General features: G+C 68.2%; 14 protein-coding genes and 1 pseudogene. 2 read left to right on the top strand and 13 right to left on the bottom strand.

The features are described 5' to 3' along the window. A pseudogene (locus tag QH276_RS08925) lies at positions 1–1,248 on the bottom strand (hypothetical protein); the annotation flags it as partial. A gap of 14 nt (positions 1,249–1,262) precedes the next feature. After that, positions 1,263–2,231: a C40 family peptidase gene (locus QH276_RS08920; RefSeq protein WP_280398899.1), complete on the bottom strand. Its 969-nt coding sequence runs from the start codon at positions 2,229–2,231 to the stop codon at positions 1,263–1,265. Between the two features lie 192 nt (positions 2,232–2,423). Between QH276_RS08920 and QH276_RS08915 the strand changes: the two genes are divergently transcribed. Then, positions 2,424–3,554, top strand: a complete 1,131-nt coding sequence (locus QH276_RS08915; protein WP_280398898.1) for a hypothetical protein — start codon at positions 2,424–2,426, stop codon at positions 3,552–3,554. A 440-nt stretch (positions 3,555–3,994) separates the two neighbouring features. Here the strand turns inward: QH276_RS08915 and QH276_RS08910 are convergent, their stop codons facing one another. The 9 genes from QH276_RS08910 to QH276_RS08870 all read right to left on the bottom strand — a co-directional run bounded on the left by QH276_RS08910 (position 3,995) and on the right by QH276_RS08870 (position 16,707). Further along, positions 3,995–5,926, bottom strand: a complete 1,932-nt coding sequence (locus QH276_RS08910; protein WP_280398897.1) for a type VII secretion target — start codon at positions 5,924–5,926, stop codon at positions 3,995–3,997. 86 nt (positions 5,927–6,012) lie between these two features. Further along, on the bottom strand, positions 6,013–8,523 hold the full coding sequence (locus QH276_RS08905; protein WP_280398896.1) for a hypothetical protein: 2,511 nt from the start codon (positions 8,521–8,523) through the stop codon (positions 6,013–6,015). Between the two features lie 9 nt (positions 8,524–8,532). Next, positions 8,533–8,838 carry a hypothetical protein gene (locus tag QH276_RS08900; protein WP_280398895.1) on the bottom strand — a complete coding sequence of 102 codons (306 nt, stop codon included), beginning with the start codon at positions 8,836–8,838 and terminating at the stop codon, positions 8,533–8,535. A 43-nt stretch (positions 8,839–8,881) separates the two neighbouring features. Further along, positions 8,882–9,256, bottom strand: coding sequence for a hypothetical protein (locus tag QH276_RS08895; RefSeq protein ID WP_280398894.1), 375 nt, complete (start codon positions 9,254–9,256; stop codon positions 8,882–8,884). Positions 9,257–9,273: 17 nt separating this feature from the next. After that, the gene (locus QH276_RS08890; RefSeq protein ID WP_280398893.1) at positions 9,274–9,954 is read right to left on the bottom strand and encodes a hypothetical protein; all 681 of its coding nucleotides are present in this window, start codon (positions 9,952–9,954) and stop codon (positions 9,274–9,276) included. Next, positions 9,951–10,313, bottom strand: a complete 363-nt coding sequence (locus tag QH276_RS08885) for a YbaB/EbfC family nucleoid-associated protein (RefSeq protein ID WP_280398892.1) — start codon at positions 10,311–10,313, stop codon at positions 9,951–9,953. The genes QH276_RS08890 and QH276_RS08885 overlap by 4 nt, the downstream gene beginning before the upstream one ends. Then, positions 10,310–11,779, bottom strand: a complete 1,470-nt coding sequence (locus QH276_RS08880; RefSeq protein ID WP_280406690.1) for a PPE domain-containing protein — start codon at positions 11,777–11,779, stop codon at positions 10,310–10,312. The genes QH276_RS08885 and QH276_RS08880 overlap by 4 nt, the downstream gene beginning before the upstream one ends. Positions 11,780–11,812: 33 nt before the next feature. Then, positions 11,813–14,467, bottom strand: coding sequence for a hypothetical protein (locus QH276_RS08875; RefSeq protein ID WP_280398890.1), 2,655 nt, complete (start codon positions 14,465–14,467; stop codon positions 11,813–11,815). Between the two features lie 8 nt (positions 14,468–14,475). Beyond that, entirely contained in the window at positions 14,476–16,707 is a 2,232-nt protein-coding gene (locus tag QH276_RS08870) for a hypothetical protein (protein WP_280398889.1), read from the bottom strand. Positions 16,708–17,054: 347 nt separating this feature from the next. On the opposite strand from QH276_RS08870, the gene QH276_RS08865 reads away from it, so the two are divergent. After that, positions 17,055–19,382: a hypothetical protein gene (locus tag QH276_RS08865; protein WP_280398888.1), complete on the top strand. Its 2,328-nt coding sequence runs from the start codon at positions 17,055–17,057 to the stop codon at positions 19,380–19,382. Positions 19,383–19,433: 51 nt separating this feature from the next. On the opposite strand, the gene QH276_RS08860 is transcribed toward QH276_RS08865, so the two are convergent. Both QH276_RS08860 and QH276_RS08855 read right to left on the bottom strand, forming a co-directional pair. Beyond that, entirely contained in the window at positions 19,434–20,873 is a 1,440-nt protein-coding gene (locus QH276_RS08860; RefSeq protein WP_280398887.1) for a C40 family peptidase, read from the bottom strand. Continuing rightward, on the bottom strand, positions 20,870–21,697 hold the full coding sequence (locus QH276_RS08855) for a hypothetical protein (protein WP_280398886.1): 828 nt from the start codon (positions 21,695–21,697) through the stop codon (positions 20,870–20,872). The genes QH276_RS08860 and QH276_RS08855 overlap by 4 nt, the downstream gene beginning before the upstream one ends. Positions 21,698–21,721 lie beyond the last annotated feature (24 nt).

The following is a 21,721-nucleotide window of genomic DNA, read 5'->3' as shown; positions in this document are numbered from 1 at the left end:
CCCGGTCATGACATCGGCATTCAGCATTCGAACAGCAAACAGCGGAAAGTTATTGAGACACGATCTTACGTGTCCCCGGCCGCCGCCCCCGCGAAACCGCTCCGCGACTGGGAATCCCACCCAGCGAACCCGCCCGGCCGCGCCCCCCCCCCGCGCGGCGCGCCCCCCGGCGGGCCCCCCCCCCCCCCCCCCCCCCCCCCCCCCCCCCCCCGCAGCGGGATCGAAAGTCGAACCGGCGATCGGCGCGGCGGATGACGGAGCCGATCCAGTCCCCAGCGCCGTTGCGGCGGCGGGCACCCCCGGCCCCGTTCCGCCCGGGGCCGTCTGCGCCGGCAGGCTCCCGGAGGGTCCCCCGGCACCGTCCGCCGGGAGGTCTGCGCCACGGGCGGGCCCGGGTATCCAGTTCCGCTGCCCCGGGTCGCTCGTCGCAGACGAGGCGTCCGGCGAACCGGTCCCGGTACTCGTCGCTGCCGAACCGGTCGTTCCGGTCCGTCCGGCGTCGAGCGGTGGGGCGACCGGTGCGACCGGCGTACTGAAATCCAGCGCCGCGACCTTCGCGCCGAAATCGGCCGCATGTTTCATGATGTCGTCGGCGTGGTTGTCGAGCACCTGGGCGTACCGCCGCAACTCGTCCGGGTCGACCAGCACGATATCGGCGCCGCCGGGATCGACCCCCAGCATATCCGCGGTCGCCCCGTACACCGCGCCCGAAATCATCTCCGACACCGCCTCTTCCAGCGGTTCGATCGCCTTGCTCAGCACTTCCGCCAGGATGTAGGCGACCAGCATCTCCTCCATCGCCCGGACCAGCCGCCGGGCCGCCAGCGCCAGGCCCTGACTCAACGCGGCGGAGGCGCCCGAGGTGACCACGGTGGCGGCCATCGCGGCGGTGTACGCAGAGGCGAGCAGCGCCAGCTCGGCCAGCACTGCTACCTTCACCGCGGTGATCACATCCGCGGCGATTTCCAGTGCGGTGGCAACTCCTCGGCACAGCTGGTCGAGCCGCTCCATATGGGTGGAACTCAGTTGCGCCCAGGAAGCCACCAACGCGCGATAGGACTGTCCCTGATAGACCGCGCTCATATCGGAAATCGTCCCCGTGGCCGATTCGTGGGTTCCCGATACTTCGTCCGCGAAGGTGCGGACATGTCCGGCCAGTGCGCGCACCTGGTCCTCATCGATGTCCGGATAGGGCACACCGATGAAGTTCAGGAACACCACGACTTCATGGGGAAGGTCCAGGGCCAAGTTCGAAACCCTGCTCAGAGAACCCGGATCACCACAGCATCAGGGGGCATGGGCGAATAGGTTACCGTGGCACCCGAATACGGCGCCTCGATCACCATTCCGTTACCGGCGGCCAACTGCACATGTTCGGGTCCGCGGGCGCTGAACGATCCGGCGGGGAACACCAGATCGCCTTCCTTCACGTCCCGCGGATCGATCCGTTCACCCGCGTAGATCTGCTCATAGGTGGTGCGCGGTAACACCACTTCACCGTCGGTTGCCTGCGCGATGGCGTACTGGGTCAACCCGGAACAGTCGAATCCACCGCCGCTGGGGCCGCCCGCACCTCCGCCGCCCCAGATATATGGCAGGCCCAGGGCACCGTCCGCGGCCTGCGCGGCGCGACCGCCCCTCGTCTTGTCCCAGTTCCGGCGAGTTCGCCGGCGAACGGGCTGGGTCGTGACCTGCTGGGCCGACACCATGCGGGGCCGTCGCCGGCGCCGCCTTCGCCGGGGCGCCGGGGACGCGGTACGCCCGTGTCCGGCGGCGAGAGCCACCGGCGGCATAATCTGTGCCGCCTGTCTTCGTGCCGCGTCGATATCCGCATTCACCTGCCTGGTTGCGTTGGCGATGGTCTGCTGGGCCGAATCGAGCAGCGCCGGACCGCTGAACCTCGTATCGGCGACGGCGGTGATGGCCTGCAGGCGTGCCTGCAGATCCGAGATCTGGGTGGTGAGTACCCCGCGGCCGTTCAGCGTCCCGGCACCCGACTCGGCAACCGTCTTGCCCACGACGCCGTCCCGCCCGTGCTGTGTTTCCAGGACGGTTCGATGGACACCCAGTTTGTCCCCGTACCCCTGGGCACCGATTCCGGCGAGCCGGCCCAGATCGGCAGCCTTACTCTGGAGCAGCGCCGCCGCCGCACGGTCGGCAGGCTGTCCCGCTCCATACAGCCCGAGTAATTCCTGCAATACGCCGTTCACGTCGTCGGTCAGTGCCGGCATACGATCAGCTCGCCCTCGCCCATCGCACCGACAACCTCCCTGCCCCGGCACCCCGGGCAACTTCTCGGCAATTACGCCCCTTGTATTCGTTCCGACTATGCGACAACACCCGCATGAACGGCGCCGGTCCTATTCCCATCCCCAGGAAGACAAGACAATGAAGGGGACAGCACGGGAGGGCGACGACAGCGGATGGATACAGCCACGACGGACGCGGAGCTCGACACCCCCGATACGACCACCGAGCCTGCGCCCGGAAACACGGGTCTCCCGGGGCAGCGGTTGTTGTCGAGCAGATACAGCCCGGCGGAAACCGGTCCGGCGGCAACCGGCCTCGACGGTAACCGAGTGCTGGCCGCTGAGCGTGAGACCACCGGGGAAACCACCGGGGCATCGAACGAAATACTCTCCGGATCGGGCACTGCCGCGGGCACGTCCGGCGGACTGCAGGTCATCTCCGCACCGGGTGGCTCGAAGCCGCTCTATCGGATAAAGCTGGTGCGGCTCCCCAAGGAACCAGCGGTCAATGCGTTCATCGGCGACGCGGAGCTGGCGATGCAGAAGTCGGTGGACATCCTCGGCTTCGGACGCACCGATCCGCCGCCACCGCCCCGGAACGGAAAGACCCCGGACAAGGTCCAGGCGGCCTACCTGCCGGGATCCGGAAAAGGTGTCGAACAGTATCAACAACAGGTGCTGTCCGCCGGCGCCCGGCAGGATTCGCTGGTCGATATGGACGCACAGGTGGGCGGCACATCGCAGCGGGTGGCAGCCGAGCAGGCGCAGACACTTTTCGCCATCCAGCACATCGAGGCCGACCTCAACGCCGCGTTGCGGTCGGTGATCGGCAAGGAGCTCAGCGCCGCCCAGGAAGCTGCGATTTTCGACCACATCGCGGCGGCGGTAACCGCCGTACACGATAAGGTCCAGGCCGCGCAGGACACCAACGTCGATGCGGCGGGTGGCGGTTCGGGCGGTGGCGGATCCGGCGGAGGTGGCGCGGCCGGTGCGGCCATGGGTAATGCGATGGGCGGTATCGCGTCGATGTTGCCGATGCTCGCCATGCTGCCGATGGCCCTGATGCCTATGCTGCCCGAACTACTGGGACAAAAGGACAAGGACGACGAAGAGGGGGAAGAGGGCGAGGCTGCGCCCAGCGAGCCGGCACCCGGCACCGTCACACCGATCGACCCCACCGCCCCGGCACCACAGGCTGCAGCGCCCACCCCGGGCGAGACCGCACCACCGAACGGGAACACGCCGCCGGGGACACCTCAGACCGAAGTTCCTTACGGCCCGACACCTCCCAGCAAACAGGTCTGACTTCCCCGAGCACCCCGGCGCGCGATTTCGCGCGACCGAATCCGAACGGAATCGAAAGCCTCTCTCACTCCCCGCGAGGTCTCGCACGAAGGCTATCGGGCTGTCGTACCGACCGATCCGGACGACGACTGGTGTGCACGCTCGGGTAGTGGCCGCAGCCGTCGGCCGCGGACGGACCCTACGGTCGGGTACGAAACCGGGACAACATATCCCACGGCCATTCACCGTTTCTCGGTGATTCGCCGGCTATTCGGCTCACATTGCGGTTCACCGCCGGGAACACACCCGCGGAGCGAAGTAACCGCAGGAGAGTTCCGCCCGACCGGGTGGCCGGCGATCCGGCCGGAAACCCGCCACGATAGCCGGCCCGGGCAGCGGCTTCCCGCGATCCCGCGACCAGGCGGCCGCTTTCGGAGATCGGCTACCGCTGTGGCCGGGCCTCAGTGGGTTTGCCCGGTGCCCGGCGGCGGCGCAACCGGTGGTGGCACGACACCCGCCGGCGGACCGGAATCGGTGGCCGGAGCACTCACCGCACCGGTGGGCGCGGTGACCGACCGGCCCGCGGTATCGGCAGGCCGCTCCGCAGCAGTCTCCACGCCGGCCGCCACGGCTGCCGGGAGCGTCGCGAATGCCGGATGCTCCAGGATCTGGCAGTGCGCGTACACAGCGTCGCGGAGTACCTGGCGATCCGATTCCCGGTTCAGCAAGGACACCAGTTCGTTGCAGCGCCGTTCCCAGACCAGCGCCCGCAACAGATCGACTTCGTCGCCCACCCGGATGGAGCCGAGATCGACTCGACCCACATCGATGCGCTGCGAGACCATGGTTGCCGCCAGCAGATCGTCGGCATCCCGGAGTTCGTCCCACCAGGATTCCGGAATATCCTCGCCGCGTTCCACCTTGGCCAGGATCCGGTCCCGGAGCGCGCGGGTGCCGAAGGTGTCCCGATACCCCGGTATCGCGACCCGGCCGAGCTGAGCGTGTGCCTCTGCGGCGAGCCCGATACAGCGGGCCCGCACGTCGGCGTCCGCCACGGCCGATACCGATTCCAGTGCCGGAACCGACCCGGTGATCCCGAGCCGATCGGCGGTATCAGGGGTGAGCACCCGCAGGTTCACGTCTTCGGAAGGCCCGACCATTCCTTCCATGGCCACCTCACCGAGCCGTCCGCGCAGGGCCGGATCGATCGGTCCCGACGAAACGAGCGCGGACAGTGCGGCATTGGCCTTTGCACCCCAGGCCCGGCCGAATTCGGCCAGGACCCGGGCGGGGTCGGCGACACCCTCCCACGGCGCGGCTTCGTCCCCGTCGGCACCGAGCATTTCGTCCCACAACCACGGGGTGGAGACCTGGCGCGGAAGGTACAGCCCGGCCGGCAGCCAGCCACGGCCCTCGTTCGAGGTGATGAACATCCCGGCACCCGCCGGACCGCGGAGCACGGCCACCGCCCACGTCATCCCGACCTCGGAATCGGTCGCCGCCAGCACCGCACCGAGCAGTGTCCGGGCGAGGACCAGGTCTTCGTTCACCGCATCGCCGACGATGTAGTTGGGCTCGGCCTCCCTGTCCTTGGCTGCCGATACCGCCGAATTGAACGGGCTCGCCAGTACCGGGGGGACTCCGCTCCCGTCCGCTGTCGCTCTGGCCGGCGGCGCCGTGGAACCGCGGTCGTCGCCACCGGCGCCGGCGCCCACCGGCATACCGGCGCCCACCATGCCACCCGGCGGAACCGCCCCGGCGGTCCCCGCCGGGGACGCTCCCGTCCCCGTACCGGCATTGGCAGCCGCAGCGGAAGTCGCACCGGCCGCCGCCGGGTTCTCGCCGGCGGACACGCTTCCCGGGGCGGCCGTGACACCTGGGGTCGCACCACCTGCGCCGACCGTCGGCGTGCCGGTGCCTTGCTGGTCGGGCCCGGTGGGCGGGGTGGTTCCCGCGGGCGTCATACCGGAGCCGTTGGGGGTGGTCGCGCCGACCGGTACGGGGCCGGCGGCAGTATTGCCGGCGGTGCCGCCGTTCATCAGCGGAGCCGGGCTGCCGAATACGGTGTCCGCGCGGGGGTTGTCTGCGTCCGGACCGGCGACCGTGATCGCGCCCGCGGCATCGGTCCGCTCATAGGTGTCCGCGGATTCACGCAGTGATCGAGCGGTTTCCTCGTGCTCCCTGGCGAGCGCTTCACCCGCCCGCAGGCGAGCCGTGTAATAGCGTTCCAGCGCTTCTTTCACCGGGTTGGCGATCTTGCCGTAGGTGGGTTCGAAATTGGCGAGCCACTCAGTGGGCGGCTGCGCCCATTCCCGCGTCTCCGCCGCGACCTGATCGTGTTGCAGAGCCAGCTGGCGTAGTAAATCAGGGTCGATATCCAGCCGTTCCGGCATGCTCGATCAATCCTTTCCCACCACCGACCCCCTCATTGTCGATTCTTCCCAACACTGGGAGCGGTAGCGATGGTGGACGTTTCCGATCACCGGGTAGTGCCGGTGGACACCGCGCTCAACCGCGGCACCGGTGCGCCCGCCGGTGGCCGCGCGAAATGCGGGTGCGCCAGGATCTGCGAATGTGCGTAGACGGCGTCGCGCAGGGTCTGCCGTGTCGGCTCTTCGGCCAGCAGCAGTACCAGCTCGTTGCACCGGCGCTGGAAAGTCAGCGCACGCAGCACCGACAACTCCGAATCGGGTTCCAGATCGGCGGCATCGGGACGCAACTCACCCAGCGCGATGCGGCCGGTCGCGGCGCGATGCCCGAGCGCGGTCGCCGCGATCAGATCATCTGCGTCCTGCATCTCCTCCCACCAGCCCCCCGCGAATTGCCGGCCGTCCCGCAGAGCCCGCAGAATCCGCAGCCTGAGCTCGGGGGCTCCCATCGCGTCCACAGTACGAATACCCGCCCGCTCGACCCGGATATGCGCGTCGACCGCCAGCTCCAGACACCGCAGCGCCACACCGTGGTCCGGCACGGATACCGCACGATCGAGCAGCCGCGGCGTTGCCGTGAGACCCAGGCGATCCAGCATGCCGGCCGTGGGTTTCCGCAGATCCATGGCATCCGAGGGACCTACCGAGCCGGCCAGCGCGACCGTTCTCAGTTGCCCGCCGAGCAGCGGGTCGATCGGCTGGGAGGAGGCCAATGCCGACAGCTTCGAACCCGATTTCGCGCCCCAGGCGATCGCGAACTCCACCAAGATGCGCGCGGGATCGGCAATACCTTCCCAGCCGGAATTCTCGGCCACCGTCCACAGCCAGGGCAACGACAGCTCGGCCGGCAGATACAACCGCGCCGGTAGCCACCCACGGCCCTCGTTCGAGGTGACGAACGCGCTCACCCCGCCCGGATGCCGCAGCACGGCCACCGCCCAGTCCACACCCACCACCCATTGGTCGGCGGCGGCCCGGATTCCACCGAGCAGGGTGCGGGCGAGCACGAGATCGCCGTCGACCCGCTCGCCGACGACGAAGGCGGGCGCGGCCGAGGCAGCCATGGCCGCACCGACCGCGTCCTGGACGGCCTCCCCCGCACCGCGCCGCTTGTCCTCGCCCGGAAGGCTGTCCGGCAGCACACCCGGACCTTTTCCGCCGGGCGCCACCACACCGGGTGTATTGGCCGTGCTGAGCGCTTTCCCGGTTGCGCCGGGACCCCGATGCGCCTCTACCGGTCCGGCGACGCCGCGGGACGCCTGCGTACCGGACACGGTGGCGGAGGCGGCCGCCGAACCGGCCGCCGAACCCGTTGCGCTCGCACCACCGGATGCGGCGGCGCTCCTGGCCGGTGGTTCCGGACTCGCCGCACCCGCCGAGCCCATCAGGGGCGCGGCCCCGAGTATGCCGGGCGCGGCGACCACGGTTTCGTCCGCGGCTCCGCCGATCCGCGGACCGGCCGGGGATATGCCCGAATCCTCCAGGACCGGCCGCGTGCCGGGATCCGCCGTGGTTTCGGCGGTTTCGGTACCGGCAGGCGATTGCGCTGTGTGCCCGTCCGTTTCGCCCCGATCGGCAGCGGGCTGCTCGTCCACGGGTACGGCCGCTTCGCTGTTACCGGTTTCCGGAGCCTGGTGGTCCGGCACGGTTGCGCGCTGTCCGGGCGGGGGCGCGCCACCGAGAGCCGGCTCTTGTCCTTCGGCACCCTGCCCGGCGGCCGGTGGGGGCCCGCCTGCCGATGCGTCCGGTGCGCCCGCCGACACGTCAGCGACCACCGGCGGCTGGACCGGGGCCTGCGGCACCGCATCCGGTGCCAGCAGATCGTCGATGATATCGATCAGCACCTGGCCGAATACGGTGTCGGGTGGCACCAGCGCGGACCGGCCGGGGTTTCCGTTCCACGGTCCCGGCTCGAAACCGGACCCCGGCTCCCACCGATCACCGCGGTTGCGGGGTACGTGCCTGCCGGGCGGCCCGGGCGCCGTACCGGGCGCCGAGCCACTGCGCCACGGGCCGGGCCGGCCCAATGCCTCGGCGATATCGTCCAGTCGCGGCAGCCCCTGCGGCCCCAACGAACGCAGTGCCGCGGCAACAATGTCTTCCACATCGCCGCGTGCCTCGGCGAGTATCGCATCGGTGGTCTGCCGGTCGGTCGCGGCCTCGGCTTCGTCGTCTTCTACCCCGTCGTCGTTGTTGTCGCCGCGGGTGGCGGCTTCGATCCGGTCGCCCGCGTCATCGACCACATCGAGGATCTGGTTCCGGGTGCGCCGGACGATATCGCCGAGTGTGCCGAAGGTATCGGCCGCGGCCGTCAATGCCGCCGCGAAGGCCCGCGGATTGTTCTCCAGCGCGACCAGCGCCTGCCGGATGTACTCCAGACCGGCCGACTGCTGAACCGTTTCCTCGAAGGCCCGCCGTGCCTGTTCGACATCGGATAGGTTCAGCGCCGCCGCGCCGTCCCGTGCGGCGCTCTCCAGACCGTGCCAGGCCGACGGCGGGATCTGTGGCCAGTTGTTCCCGACGATCCGATCCCAGTACGGGCTTGTTTGCTCCGGTGCCATCGGGGCCGGTCAGGCCTCGGCAGACCGCACGGCATCGCCGGCGTCGATATCGGAATTGCGCAGTACGGCTGCACCGAGGCCGGTGGCTTCGACTGTGATACCCGACTGTTCGAGCACGCTTGTCAATCCTGCGCCGAAGAGGTCACGAATCACATCCAGCGTTTCGAGCGTGGCCTGGTCCAGCTCACATTCGGAGTGGGACCTGGTCGCCCAGGAATCCACGGTCGTGCCGACGCAGTCGGTCATCACCGATAACGCGCCCGCGGCATCACCCACGATCGCCGTCAGATCGTCCAGGGAAAGGATTTTCACCATGGTCGTGTCCCTCTCTCGGCCGTGCCGGTCCTACCGGTACGGTTCACGCGGGTCGTAGGCCGAATGCTTCGTCTTCCAACGCCCGGTACGCGGCTTCGGTGGGCAACCCGAACGAATCAACGGTATAGGCGCGCGCCCCGTTGGCCTCCATCTCACGGCGCAAGCCGAGCCGCGATTTCGCGTGCGCGAGCCCGGCGACCTTCAGGATCTCGGCGCTCAGCCAGGCCTCGCCGTTCTCCTTGGCTTCGTCGGTGATGTGCATACCCACCACCTCGCCGTCCCGGCCGCAGGCGACACCGACCGTATGGTCGGGGTTGAAGACCTCGTGGATCTGCGGTGCCGCCGCGGGTTTCGCGTCCGCCGTATCGTCGAAACCGTCGGCGGGATATTCGTCGTAGTCGTCGTAGTCGTCGGCCATCGCCATCTCCTCGTTTACTATGCGGATTGGGCCAGGGTTTCCGACAGCACCGACCAGGGCGCGTCGGCAATGGTCAGCACCAGGCGCAACTGCCAGACCCGGGCGCCCAGATACATCTCTCCGGTGCCATCCCCCAGTAACTCGAGATAATCGCTGCCTTCCACATCGGAATTCATCGACACGGTCGTCACCGGTGGACTTCCGTCGTCCACACTGATGATCGATCCTCCGCCGCCGGGGATGAAACTCTTGCGGCAGCGCGGCCCCGCGCCGAGCGCGACCTCCGCGCTGTTGGTCGTGATCGTGACCTCGGGATTGAGCAGCAATTGACTCACCCACGACCGCGCGGCCAATTCCGGCCGGTCACCGTTGATCCCGATCACCAACGATCCCGCAAGGTCCACCACCAGCAACTGGTCGTTACCGGTGATTCCCACGATCACGAGCCGGCGCGCGGTTTCCAGCGGACCCGGAAGATCGTCGGCGCCGACGGTGCTCGAGTCCGCACCGATCCCACCGTTGGCGGCCGGGAACTTCGTGATGACACCGGTCGCGACATCCACGGTGTAGGCGACCGTCGGGAGGGCCGAATCTCCGCCCAACGCCGCCAGCCGCGCCAGCCCTTCCTCGTGCAGCCAGCTGATGGCGTCGGCCGCGGATACCGGCTCCTCGGGTTCCATCTGTTCCGGGGCGGTCATCGTGCCGGGTCTCCCACCCCGGCCGGTTCCCGGTCGTCGCCGCCGGCGATTTCCGCGGCGTCGTCGGTGATCACCGTTTCCATGATCACCTGGTACTGGCGGGCGGCGTCCTGTGTACTCTCCCGGATCGCGGCCATGATCTCGGCCACCAGTTCCTCGCAACTGAACCGGTCCGCTGTTCCGGGCGCGAGATACAAACTGGTCAGCCGGCCCATGGCGTCGACCTCCGGGATCACGGTGCCGCTCGGGGACGGGCGACGGGCACGGACCTCGTCGATACGCTCGCGCATATCGGCGATGCGGTGCCGCAGTTCTCGCGCCGCGTCGAGCGCGGCCTGCACATCGGGATGAATACTCATGCGTTGCCTCCGGTGCGGGTCGGGGCCTGATTGGCCGGGGCCGGGGTCGGTTGCGTGACCGTCGGCGCGATGGTGGGCCGTTCCCCGATAACGGGTTCGGTATGCGGAGTGTCGTCGACATACATCAGGCGATCAGGGTGCCAGGCCACAATGCGGTTGCGCTCCTCGCCGCCACCGCCCGCCCCGGCCCCCGCACCGCCCATTCCCCCCATCGGCATCATCGGCATCATCGGCATTCCCCCCGCGCCGCGCCCGTAGGCGCTGCCCCCGGCCACGTTCTCCGCCGCGGGCACCCGCGGCGGGGCACCGAGACCGCTGCCGACGGCCCGTGTCAGCGGCATGACCGTCGATGCCGAAATCGTCTGCACCTCCGAAGCGCTCGGTATCCCGCCGCCGGGCACCGACGGAGCGCCGCCGGTCGGGCTGCCGTAGGACGGGACGGCGTAGTCGCCGAGTCCGTAATCGTCGTAGTAGTCGTCGTAGTAGTCGTCGGAGATCTCCTCGGTCTCCGACAGCCCGTTCTGGCCCAGTTCCATCATGCTCATCAACATGGGCAGCATCTGCGACAGCATCTGGTCGCTGGATCCGGAGCCGGTTTGTGCCGCCGCCGAGCCGGAACTCTGCGATGAATCCGCGACTCCGGTACCCGTTTCGGATACGTACGAACCCGCCGCTTCACCCGCCCGGAGGTTCAGGTCGTTGTATTCCGCGGTCGCCGCCGCCAGCGCGGCCTCGTTCTTGGCCCGCGCCGCTGCCAGCATTTTTTTCCGAGCAGCCAGAATCTCCTCCGGTGTCGGATGTTTCTCCTTGGCCCGGGCGAACGCGTTGCCGTAGGTGTCCGCCCCCTGGGCCAGTTTCTCCATCGCGTCGCCCAGTACGTCCATCCAGCCGCGGTAGGTCGCGAACCGTTCGGCCACCTCCGAACCCACCGGGGTCCAGTGCTGCAATACCGAACCCGCACGGTCCATGTCATCGGCCGCTCGGGCCCGGGAGCTGGTGTTGAACAGCCGGACCGAATCGGCGAATCGATGCGCCGGTTCCGGGCCGGGACCGCTGTGCAACTGTTGCGCGAAGGTCAGCGGATCCCCGGTCACCACCGGCATCTCACGCAGTCCGGGCGGTACCCGGCGGAAGCCCACCGGCTCCACGGCCGGAACCGGGTTGGCCACCAGATTGCCGCCGGAGGCGTTGAGCAGCCGGGCGCCTTCGTCGTCGGCCGCGGCGTATTCGACCGCAGCCTGCCCGATATGGTGCGCATCGCGCTGAATCTTGTTCAGCACACCGACGGTCGCATTGAACAACGCCGCGGCATCGGCGTTCAACTGCGGAACCGCTTGCGCGGAAATAGGGTCGGCCCCGGCGGGCAGGACCCATTCCCGCGGCATCGCCGCGCCGGTGATCCGCGCCATATCCGCGGACTGCCCGGCTACGGCCACCAGCTCATCGAGATCGACATTCAACGCCATACCGGTCTCCTCTCGCCTGTCACTCTCGCACCGTCAGGCCGGGGCGGCCAATGCCGGCATATCGGCCACAGGCTGATCGGTGCCTGTGGTGGCCGCCGCATCGCCGTCCTGGCCCGTATCGCCGGCGGCCTCGATGCCCTTCGGATGTTTGAATCCGGCGAACTCACCGAAAGCGCGGCCGTCCGGATCGGTCATATCCGGTGCGTACTGCTGCAATTCGCCGTGCACGATCGCTTCCACGGTGCCGGACTCGCCCTCTCCAAAGACAACCAGCAGCGCAGACCGGGACTCGGGTTTGCCCGGCGAGCCGCCGGCGGCGGGCTGATCGCCGGTCTCCTTCTCTCCTTCCGGCGGTGTCTGCTCCCCCGCCGACGGACCACCGGCGGGTGTCCCGACCACCGCGGAGGCTCCGGCGGGAACGCGGCCCTCGTCCTTCGCCGCCACCAGCCAGGTGACCACATCACCGGTGGCCAGCTGGAACGGGTCGACGGCCGGACCGATGTCCTTCGGGTCGGTCCACGCGGCGGGAGTACCGGCGTAGGCGGCCTGGGCGTCGGTCCCGGTCTTGTTCGCGAACGCTTTGTCGAGGCCCAGTGCCACGGTGAGCGGCACCTTCTGGGTCCGGCCGTCCGGGAACGGGTAGACCACCAGACCGTCCGCGCCCGGTACCCGTTTCGGCAGCCCGGCGCCCGGCTGGTTCGAGGTCGCACCGGGTGGCGGCCCGCTCTGGTGCTGCGCGGGCTGAGCGGGGGCCGGTGTGGTGGCCGGTGGGGTCGACCACGGCGTGGTCGCGGCGGGCCGGGCCGCGGGCATGGTGGGGGCCGCGGCCGCGTCGTACCGCGACGGATCGATATCGTCGATCCGGCGGGCCAGATCGCTGTCGGCCCCGTTGCGCATAGCGGCTTGCGATAACAAGGTAGGCAACAGCGAGCTCAGCAGGCTGTTCCCCATCATCCCGTTGGCCGCCGCAGACGGATCGGGGATGCTACCGAGCGAACCGGCCGGCGTCGACGGCGTCGACGCCTGCAATGCCTCGTTCGCCCGGTCCTCCATCTCTTTCGCCGCATCGGCCAGGTCGGCACTGGCCGTCCCCGGGACCTCCGGGGTCCCCACACCGAGCCCCTCCTGCTGGGTGGGGTCGGGCGTGCCGATTTCCGAACCGTCCGGCCACAGCGAGCGATCGTTCAGGCTGTCTTCCAGCGCACCCACCCGGTCGCCCAGCTCCTGGGATGCCTCCTCGTCGCCGGCGCTGGGGTCCTCGATCCCCGATGCCGCGCGGTCCATCGCGTTCGCCGCGTTCTCCAGGATCCCGATCAGTTCGTCGAAACCCTGCGACACGATGCTCATGAAATTGATCTCGAGTTCGGGCGAAGCGGTGAGTTGCTGCACCTGGGTGTTCACACCGTTGATCAGAAAGCCCACGCTCTCCTTCACCGTTGCCGAGATCTCCTCGACCTTCGCAGCTGTATCCTTATTGCTCAGCTCCGACTTGTAGAGGTCGTCCAGCGCAGACTCGACCTTGGCTGTCACTTGTTCGTAGCTGGTACCCCCGCTACTGCTACCGACGGTGATCCCCTGTGGCATCCGGGGGGCCGGATCGAGGCGCAGTTCGATCTTCTTCTCGAGGTCGCCACTCATCTGATAGACGTCCACCACCGTGGCGGCAAACGAGCCCGTCGCGCCGCCATAGGCGGAGATCAGCTGGGGATTCAGCAAACTGTCCTCGGGACGAAGCAAGAACCCTCGCCCGCCGACCACCCGCACCCCTGGATTCACCTGGGATTCCGCGAACGGCGCCTGCCCGGCCAGGCCCTCGGACGCCGCGGGGGCGTACCCGTCCCACATGAGGTCGACCGACCCGGCGCCCGCCGGGTTCGTACCCGATCCCCAATCGATTACTCCCCCCGCGACAAAGGCACCGGATCCGATCGCGACCAGAGTCGGCTTCACCCATTTGACCGCGTGCCCGTCGGTTCCCCACATATTCTTCCGGCGTTCCGCCGCCTTCATTGCCTTTTCGGCGTCATCGGCCGCGGACTGCAACCCGCCGTGTGCGTTCCGCGCGTCGGTGAGATCCCGGCGCGCCGTTTGAACGGCGTCCTCGGCATCGTCGAGCGTCTGCCGGGCGGCCCGTCGGGCGTTGGTCGCGGCAGTCAAGGCCTGCTCGGCGTTGTCGAACGACCGCTGGGCCGCGGCATACCCCGGATCTCTGGGATCCATGCCGTTGAGCCTTGCCTCGGCAGCGTCGAACCTTCGCTGCGCGTCCTGGAACTCGTCATCCAGCCTTTGAAAATTCCTGTTCGCGTCACGGAGTTTGTCCTCTGCGCCGGTTACGGCGTTCTCCGCGTTCTCTAGGCGCCTGGCCTGGTCCGCGGCTGTACTGTGCACATTCTGCGCCTGGGTCAGCGCGTCATCGGCGCTTCTGCCTCCGGCCCGGAGACCCGTTCGAGCGAGTTGTCCCGCTGCCGTCCCGAGCAACGCTCCTCCGGCACCCGCCATACCGGGAGCGCCGAAACTGTCCAACCCGGGCCCGTTCGCGATCATGTCGGCCCCGACGCCTCCCACATAACCGCTGAGGACGTCCGCGGCACCCTGTTTGAACCAGGGCATGTTATTGGTTGCTTTGCTGGCAAAGAACGTGACGCCGAGATCGAAACCCAGCGCGGCGACATCCCGGAATTCGACCACCGTGCCTCCTACGCCGGTACCACGACGTCGGCCGCAGCAGGACTGGCGGCTGCTTCACCCGTGCGTTCCGCAGCTCCGGCCGCTGCCGCCGCTTCGGTACCGGGTGGATGGAAGAATCCGCCGAACGCACCGAATTCGCCGGCCCCATCGCGCATTTCCGCAAGTGAGGTCACCCGCTGCAGAGCTCCGTCGACCACCGCTTCCACTGTCGCCTCCGCGGCGGATTCTTCCGGAAATACCACCAGCAGCGCGGTCCGGTTCTCCCAGAGCCCTACGTCGCCGGTGGTCAGCTGAGCGGGATCGACACGCGCTCCGATGCGCTTCGGATCCGTCCACCCGGCCGCTGTCCCGGCATAGGCGGCCTGGGCATCGGTACCTGCCGCATTGCCGAATGCCAGGTCGAGTCCATGTGCCACCACAACGGATACCTCCTGGGTACGTCCATCCGGGAATGTGTACACCACCCGCCCGGACTCGGCTTGCCCGGTCGTTCTTCCCGGCGGTGGGGAACTGTCGGGTGGGGGCGAGACCGTCTTCGCCGGGACGGCCGGTGCCGCTGGTGATCCGGTGTTCTGCCCCTGAGAGGGCTGTCCGGGACTCGGCGCCGCGACCACTCCGGGCCGCAGCGCGGTGGCCGAGCTGCCGTCTTCCGGTTCCTGGCCCGCCGTGCGGTGCCTGTCGCCCGAGCCGTCCTGCTGGTTGCCCATCGCACCGCGCATCAACTGCGGCAACAGCATTGCCTGCAGCGCCGAGCCCATGGCATCCTGACTGGGCGCCGGCGTCTGCCCCGGCTGTGTCGCGATCGGCGAGCCCGCGGGTTCGGTCCCGCGCGCACCGGGCGTATCGGCCGCCGGGCCGGAATCGGTCGCTGCACGAGCGCCGGGGTCATCGGTACCGCTCGAACCGGCATCGGTGCCGAGATCCCACGGCTCGGGTGCCGGTACCCGGCTGGGGCCGGTGTCTGCCGACTGTTCAGCCGCAGCCGCAGCCGCGTCGCCAGCGGCGGCGGGATCGAACCCGGGATCGCCACTGTTGTCAGCGGACCGGTCCTCTTGCTTCGAGCCGGAATCCTCGTCATCGGCTGCCTCCGACCGTACCTCCGCCGCGACCTCCTCGAACCGGCCGGCGTAGTACGACATGATCGTCTCGGCATTCGCGTAGCCCGACTCGATCAGGACGAATGTGTACGCGTCCTCGCTCTGCAGTCCTTCGCCCAGCCGTTTCGGGTCGACGTAGAAGACAGGCATGCCGCTGACCTCGCTGAGCTTCTCGTTGTGCTCGGCGAGCAACGCGGTGAGATTCTTCAGATCACGTGGATCGGTTCCCGCGTATTTGTTCTGGGTGATGATGGAGGACGCCAAATCGTATCGACCGCCCTCGCACAGCGCCGCGGATCGCTCCACGGCCTCCGCCACGATTTCGACCCGCGACCTGATCCTGGTGTACCGATCCCGCAACGCTTCGACATGGTGCGCGTAGTCCGGAATCCCGGCGTGCTCGGCTCCGAAGATCTCGGTGACGTCGATTTCCTTCGGTAGGTCGTCCGACTCCCGGGGTTTCGTACCGAAGCTGGTCCAGCTGTCGGAGCCGAAGGGGGGAAGCGTGCGGAAATTACGCTGCATCGGCGTGGTGAATTCGAGACCCTCGGGCAAATTGTGCGGATCGGGCATATAGATATGCGGCATGTCCTCGGGAATATCGGAAAGCTCCTGCTCGCTGATATCGATCAGCGGGATGGCAGGGTAGCCGAGATGTTCGCCCACTGTGTTGCGGATACCGTCGGCGGTCCACCCGGTGGTGAACGCGCCGGCCAGACCCAGGTACGTCCGCCACGGAGCCACATGCGCCCCACCCAGTCTGGTGGGCAGGACCCCGAGTAGTCCTTTGTTTATCGCGGCCTTCTGCGCGGCCGTTCCGGTGAGGGTGCGCGCCATGTCCATCGACTGAGCCGCCCGGGTGGCCCCTCGGACACCGAATCCCGCCGCCCCGAACACACCACCGACTGCGCCGTAGGCGGTTCCGAGCAGGATGCCCTCGAAATCCTCGCCTTGTACCGCGGCCGTGATCCCGCCCACCGCGGCACCCACCGCGATGCCCCACGGCGTCCCCCGCAGCGCGAACCCCGCCACACTCGCCCCGCCGGTGAGGATTTCATCCCAATTGTCCGCGAAGAAATCGCCGAGACCCACGATCTCACCTGCCTCGGCGAGCGCGATGCGGACCGAGACTCGTTCGCTCACGCCCGCGGCTGTCGAGCACGGCCCGGCTCGCGGAGGAATTCGAGCACGGGCAGCCGACCATGTGCGCGTCTCCCTTCGTGACGCCCCCATTGTGGTGGATTCCCACCACAGGGAAGCACTGACCTGCGGGTACAGGGCATTATCGACCGTGCAGCCCTGGACTCGCTGCGGACGACCCCTTGCTCGCGCGAGGGCCGAACGATGCAGGAGGAAGTATTCGATGAACCTGCATTTCCGGAGGCCGCGCACTGGTATGAGCCCCTATCCACTGCGATTGCCCGCGAACACGGAGTCATATCGGTCCACACCGACAGTCGTGGCCGTCCGGGCGCGGCGGTGAGTGCGCAGTGGCCATACGAACACCGGCGAATACTTCGGCGAAAGCCGACGGCATCGAAGCGAACGGTACGGAACCGCGCGAATGGGATCCCCTGCGGTGGTATCCGGACACGGTCGTCGCCCGGTGCAAGACCTGGGTCCGCGAACGCGCATGGCGGCGGCGGCTGCTGTGGATTCTGGCGATCCTTTTCGTTCTGATCGTCTTCCCGGGAATTATCGGCGTCGTCGCCACCGCCCAGGTGGGGAGTGGGGTTTCCCAGGTGGACGGCCTCAGCTGGATGAATGTCCGGGATTCGCAGGGTGTTCCACTGGCCACCTACACTTTCGCCAGCGACCGGGGCAGTCTGCTGAATCCCGGTAACACCATCTTGTGGACAATTCTCAGCCTGGAATTCGTGGGTTACATGTCCATCGTGACCACCGCGATCTGGATCATCGGATTCACCCTGAGTTTCACCTGGCTCGATATGTTCGCCGACGCGCTCACCGGCGTCGCCGACGCCTTCGTCGCGCAGATCGCCACGCCCATGGTGCTGATCACCGCGGTTACCATCGGCGCGTTCTTCGTCGCCTGGTTCATTGTGCGCGGGTTTCCGGGCAAGGCGACCATGCAGGTGGTCACCATGTTCGGAGTGGCGGTCCTGGGACCGATCTTCCTCGCCGAACCGTTGCACGATGTGCTTTCTTCGGACGGTCTGCTGAGCCAGGGACGTAATGTCGGCATATCGGTGGCCGCCGGCCTCACCGGCGACGGAAATCCGAACCCGATCACACTGGTCACCGATATGCAGCACGATCTGGCCGATAACTTCGCCCGGAAACCGGTGCAGGTGTGGAACTTCGGGCACGTGGTGGACAATTACTACTCCTGTGAATCCGCCTGGACTTCGGGCACGCTCTCGGGAGACGACGCGAATGTCCGGCAGGCCATGGAGGACTGCAACAACCGGGCCGCGGTCGCCAAGGCCGCCAATCCGACCATGGGTCAGGTGGGCACCGGTTTGATCCTGTTGGTCTGCGCCACGCTGCTGCTGCTCTTCGCGATCTATCTGGCGTTGAAGGTCACCAAAGCGGCGCTGGACACCATCTATCACGGCTTCATGGCGATTCTCGGATTCGCCGCGGGCGGCTTCGTCTACGGCCCCACCCAGACCTATCTCGTTCGTAATGTCGTGGACGGATTCATCTCCGCGGCCCGGATGACGGCCTTCACCTGCTTCCTCGGGATCTACATCCTGTTCATGAGCAATCTGTTCGACCAGGCGCCGGGCCAGGTGATCTCGGTGATCGTCATCGCCTGTGTGGTGGAAATCGTGGCCATCGCCCAGATCCGGCGGCTGAGCAAAAGCCTGGACCGCGGCAACAACTGGGTGGCCAATCGGTTCGCCATGGCCATCCAAGGCAATGGTGGCCGCGGTGGTGGCGGTGGCGGGGGAGGCGGCACAGCGCTGGGTATGGGAGTCGGCGCCGGCGGATCCGGCGGTGGCGGTTCGCTGAGCGGCCTGGGTATGCTCGCCGCCCTCAGTACGATCAACAACTCCCCGCTGACCGGGTGGCTCATGATGGCCACCCCGGGCCCGCTGGCTCCCTTGGCGTTCGGGAAGAAGCGCTCGGACCTCGCGAATATCCGCACCGCGGCCGCGCGCGAGGAAATGTACGACTGGTCGCACCAGGGCCGGGCGAACTGGCTGATGCGAGCGGAGGCCCGCGCCGCCCCGTATGGCGGTATGAACACCGCCATGGGTATCGCGCACGCGATCGACGGCCTCGGCGACCTGAAGGTTCCCGGCTCCTGGATGAACGCCGTACTCCTTGCGGGCGGCGCCGACCATCCGCGGGCACACCAGGGCATGCGTGCGCTGGCGGCCATGCAGTCGAGTATGTCGAGCAACCCGTACGGCTGGGGACCACTGCAGAAAGCAGTCGCCGCCGCCCGGGCGGTCGAGAACCATATGCGCCCCTCTGATCCGCTCGAGGTGCGCCAGGCATTCGCGGCACAGGCCGCGATGGCCTCGTCGAACTTCCTCCGGCACACCCCGGCGCCGCGCGCCGGAGCGGTGGTCGACCAGGGATTCGTCAATCGGGTGCGACAGCACTGGGATTCCGATATCGCGCTGCGCAATGCCATCACCCCCGACGAGTGGAACGCGGTCGGCCGCGATACCCGCTGGACGATCGCCACCGAGGCGGCCAACGGTTTCGACCGGGCAGCGCAGGCTTTCGGCCGGAACCCGAACGACCAGGCGGCGTTGCGCGACCTCTCCCGGTGGCAGATGCGGCTGGCCAACCTCGACCATCTCGATCCGACGGCGGGTCTCGACCCCTGGGATTCGTGAGTCCGGTATCGGTGGCGCCCCGCCGCCGATACCGACCGGCTCAGCGACCGGTCAGGTCGCCCACCGGCGCGCCGCGAAACTGCTCGGCAACGAGGTGACCCGGACATCCTTGCCCCGGCTCGGAGCCTCCACACATTTGCCGTCACCGATATACATCATCACGTGGCCCATCTCCCCGTTCTTGTAGCTGCTCTCGGGGAAGATCAGGTCACCCGGCTGGATGTCTTTGTTCGCCACCGCCGGTAACGATTTGAACTGATCGTCGGCGACCCGGGGAATGTTCACCCCCGCCTTCTTCGCCGCGTACTGCATGAGACCCGAACAGTCGAAACTGTTCGGCCCTTCGGCACCCCAGACGTAGGGGTCGCCGACCTGGTTCAGGGCGGTCTTCACGGCAAACTGCGCGCGGGGAGAGCCACCCTCGGCCCCCTTCTCGGTACCGGACGCGAACTTCACTCCGCCGGGCAGTTCCTTGCCGAGGAGGTTGTACAGGTACTGATTGGTCAGCTGGTTGATGGCCGAGGCGGCGTCACCGGCGTTCGCGGATCCCGCGGCTACGATCTTGTGCGCCGCTTGCAGGGCTACGGTCAGGATCTGACGAACCTTCTGCTGACCTTCCTTCGTGTACGCCATCGGTCCGAGCTCGGCCAGCGCCGCGTTGACCTGATTCAACAGCGAGCGCACCGCGTTCTTGTCGACCTTGTTCGATCCCGCCAGACCGGAAATGTATTTCAGCAGTTGGGTATCGAGGTTGTTGAAGGCTTTCGCGGCGTTGTCCTTGTACAACATCCTGGCCTTCAGCATGGCCGGCCCGGCACCGCTCGCGCCCTCCGCGCCGCCGGTCTCCTCCTTCAGTTTCTTCACCTCGGGATCCTTCGGCTCGCCCTCGCCGTACATATCCTCGAGCAGTTTCAGCACCTTCATGGCGCGTTCGGCCTCCGGGGACATTCCCGTCGCGCCGGTATCGGCACCGGTCGCCGCGCCGCCACCGCCTGTCAGGCCCGACAGCGCCGAGCCGATCATGGGTAACAGGGTCGCGCCCGCCATCATCGCCATGGGCGCCATCCGCGCCAGCATTTCGGGGTCCACCAGCGGCTCGGGTTCGGCATCCGCGCGGCTGTCGGCCACCGGGGTGGCGGCAGGCGCGGGCGCAGGTGCGGCCGGTGGTGGTGGTGCCGGCTGAGCACCGGCCGCCGGTCCGGGCAGGCCCGGCAGCGGGAAAGTCGGCAGCCCGGGTAACGCGAGACCGGGCGGCGGCGCGACAGCAGCCGGGGCGGGCGCGGCCTGTGCGACCGGTGTCGCGGTGGGGCCGGACGCCGGGCCCGGCCCGGATGGCGTTACCGGTGCGCCGGGCGCGTTCGCATTCCCGCCACCGGTACCCCATCGCCTGCGCTCACCGGGCGGCGCAGACCCGGAACCGGGCGCAACCTCCGCATCCGCCTCGTCGAACTCGGTTTCGAATGCGAACGGCCCGATTTCCGCGCTGGTCACGACACCTCCCGCAATACCCGCTTGATCTGTACGTGCCCGGCACCGGGAAGGGCCGACCGGACGAACTTGCCGTCCTCGACCGTCACCAGCTCACGGCCGCCCAGCGCTATCCCGGCCCGCGTCGCGGCGTTGTCCCGGTAGTCCCAGAACACCAGGTCACCCGCCGAGATCGCGGCCGGATCCACGATATGGCCGCAAAATGCCTGTTCTCGAATCGTTTCCGGCAGGATCACGGCTCCGTGGACGGCACCGCAGTTCGCCGTCGCCACCGCACGGGGCGCCCGGCCCGGTACGCAACGGCCCGACGAAGCGGCCACCGACGCGCTGTAGATCACGTCCCGGAGATAGTCGGCCGGCAGGGCGGCACCGCCCGCTTCGGGATACCGCAGGGCGAGATCCGCGGCACACATCGCGGCGGGACCGCTGCTGCTGTGCTTCAGGGCCACGCCTTGCCGGGGAGCCACGCGCATCGCCGACGCGCACGCCCGATCGCGCGGAGTCGCATGCGGATCATCGGCCGCGAAGGTCAACGACGCGTACGGGTTCTCGGTAGGGGTGGGCGAAAGCGAAGCAGGCGCGGTAGTACGCGGGGCTGTGGTGGCGGTCGGCGGCGGTGTACTGCTGCCGGAGACCGGCCCCAGCGCGATATCACACTGCATGCCGAAGTCCTGACGCGCCATCGAGCCCATCTCCCCGAATGTTCCGGACAGTCCGGTCAACCCGAACGCGGGTCCGCCGCAACAGCAGAAGAATCCCACAAGCAGAAGCAGGAACAGCTTCTTCTTACTCTTGTCCTTCGTCAGCTCGTTTTTCGACACATCCACAACCGATCCACCCGCCGGCGCGAC

Origin of the sequence: Nocardia carnea (genome assembly GCF_029869215.1) — a bacterium.
GTDB lineage: Bacteria > Actinomycetota > Actinomycetes > Mycobacteriales > Mycobacteriaceae > Nocardia > Nocardia carnea_B.
Note: the sequence above shows the minus strand (reverse complement) of the source record. Positions and strands in the feature narration are given on the sequence as shown.

What these genes read in the sequence shown, in the direction of transcription:
- QH276_RS08920 (WP_280398899.1), bottom strand. Translation starts at nt 2,231, where the DNA reads ATGCCGGCACTGACCGACGACGTGAACGGCGTATTGCAGGAATTACTC.
- QH276_RS08915 (WP_280398898.1), top strand. Translation starts at nt 2,424, where the DNA reads ATGGATACAGCCACGACGGACGCGGAGCTCGACACCCCCGATACGACC.
- QH276_RS08910 (WP_280398897.1), bottom strand. Translation starts at nt 5,926, where the DNA reads ATGCCGGAACGGCTGGATATCGACCCTGATTTACTACGCCAGCTGGCT.
- QH276_RS08905 (WP_280398896.1), bottom strand. Translation starts at nt 8,523, where the DNA reads ATGGCACCGGAGCAAACAAGCCCGTACTGGGATCGGATCGTCGGGAAC.
- QH276_RS08900 (WP_280398895.1), bottom strand. Translation starts at nt 8,838, where the DNA reads ATGGTGAAAATCCTTTCCCTGGACGATCTGACGGCGATCGTGGGTGAT.
- QH276_RS08895 (WP_280398894.1), bottom strand. Translation starts at nt 9,256, where the DNA reads ATGGCCGACGACTACGACGACTACGACGAATATCCCGCCGACGGTTTC.
- QH276_RS08890 (WP_280398893.1), bottom strand. Translation starts at nt 9,954, where the DNA reads ATGACCGCCCCGGAACAGATGGAACCCGAGGAGCCGGTATCCGCGGCC.
- QH276_RS08885 (WP_280398892.1), bottom strand. Translation starts at nt 10,313, where the DNA reads ATGAGTATTCATCCCGATGTGCAGGCCGCGCTCGACGCGGCGCGAGAA.
- QH276_RS08880 (WP_280406690.1), bottom strand. Translation starts at nt 11,779, where the DNA reads ATGGCGTTGAATGTCGATCTCGATGAGCTGGTGGCCGTAGCCGGGCAG.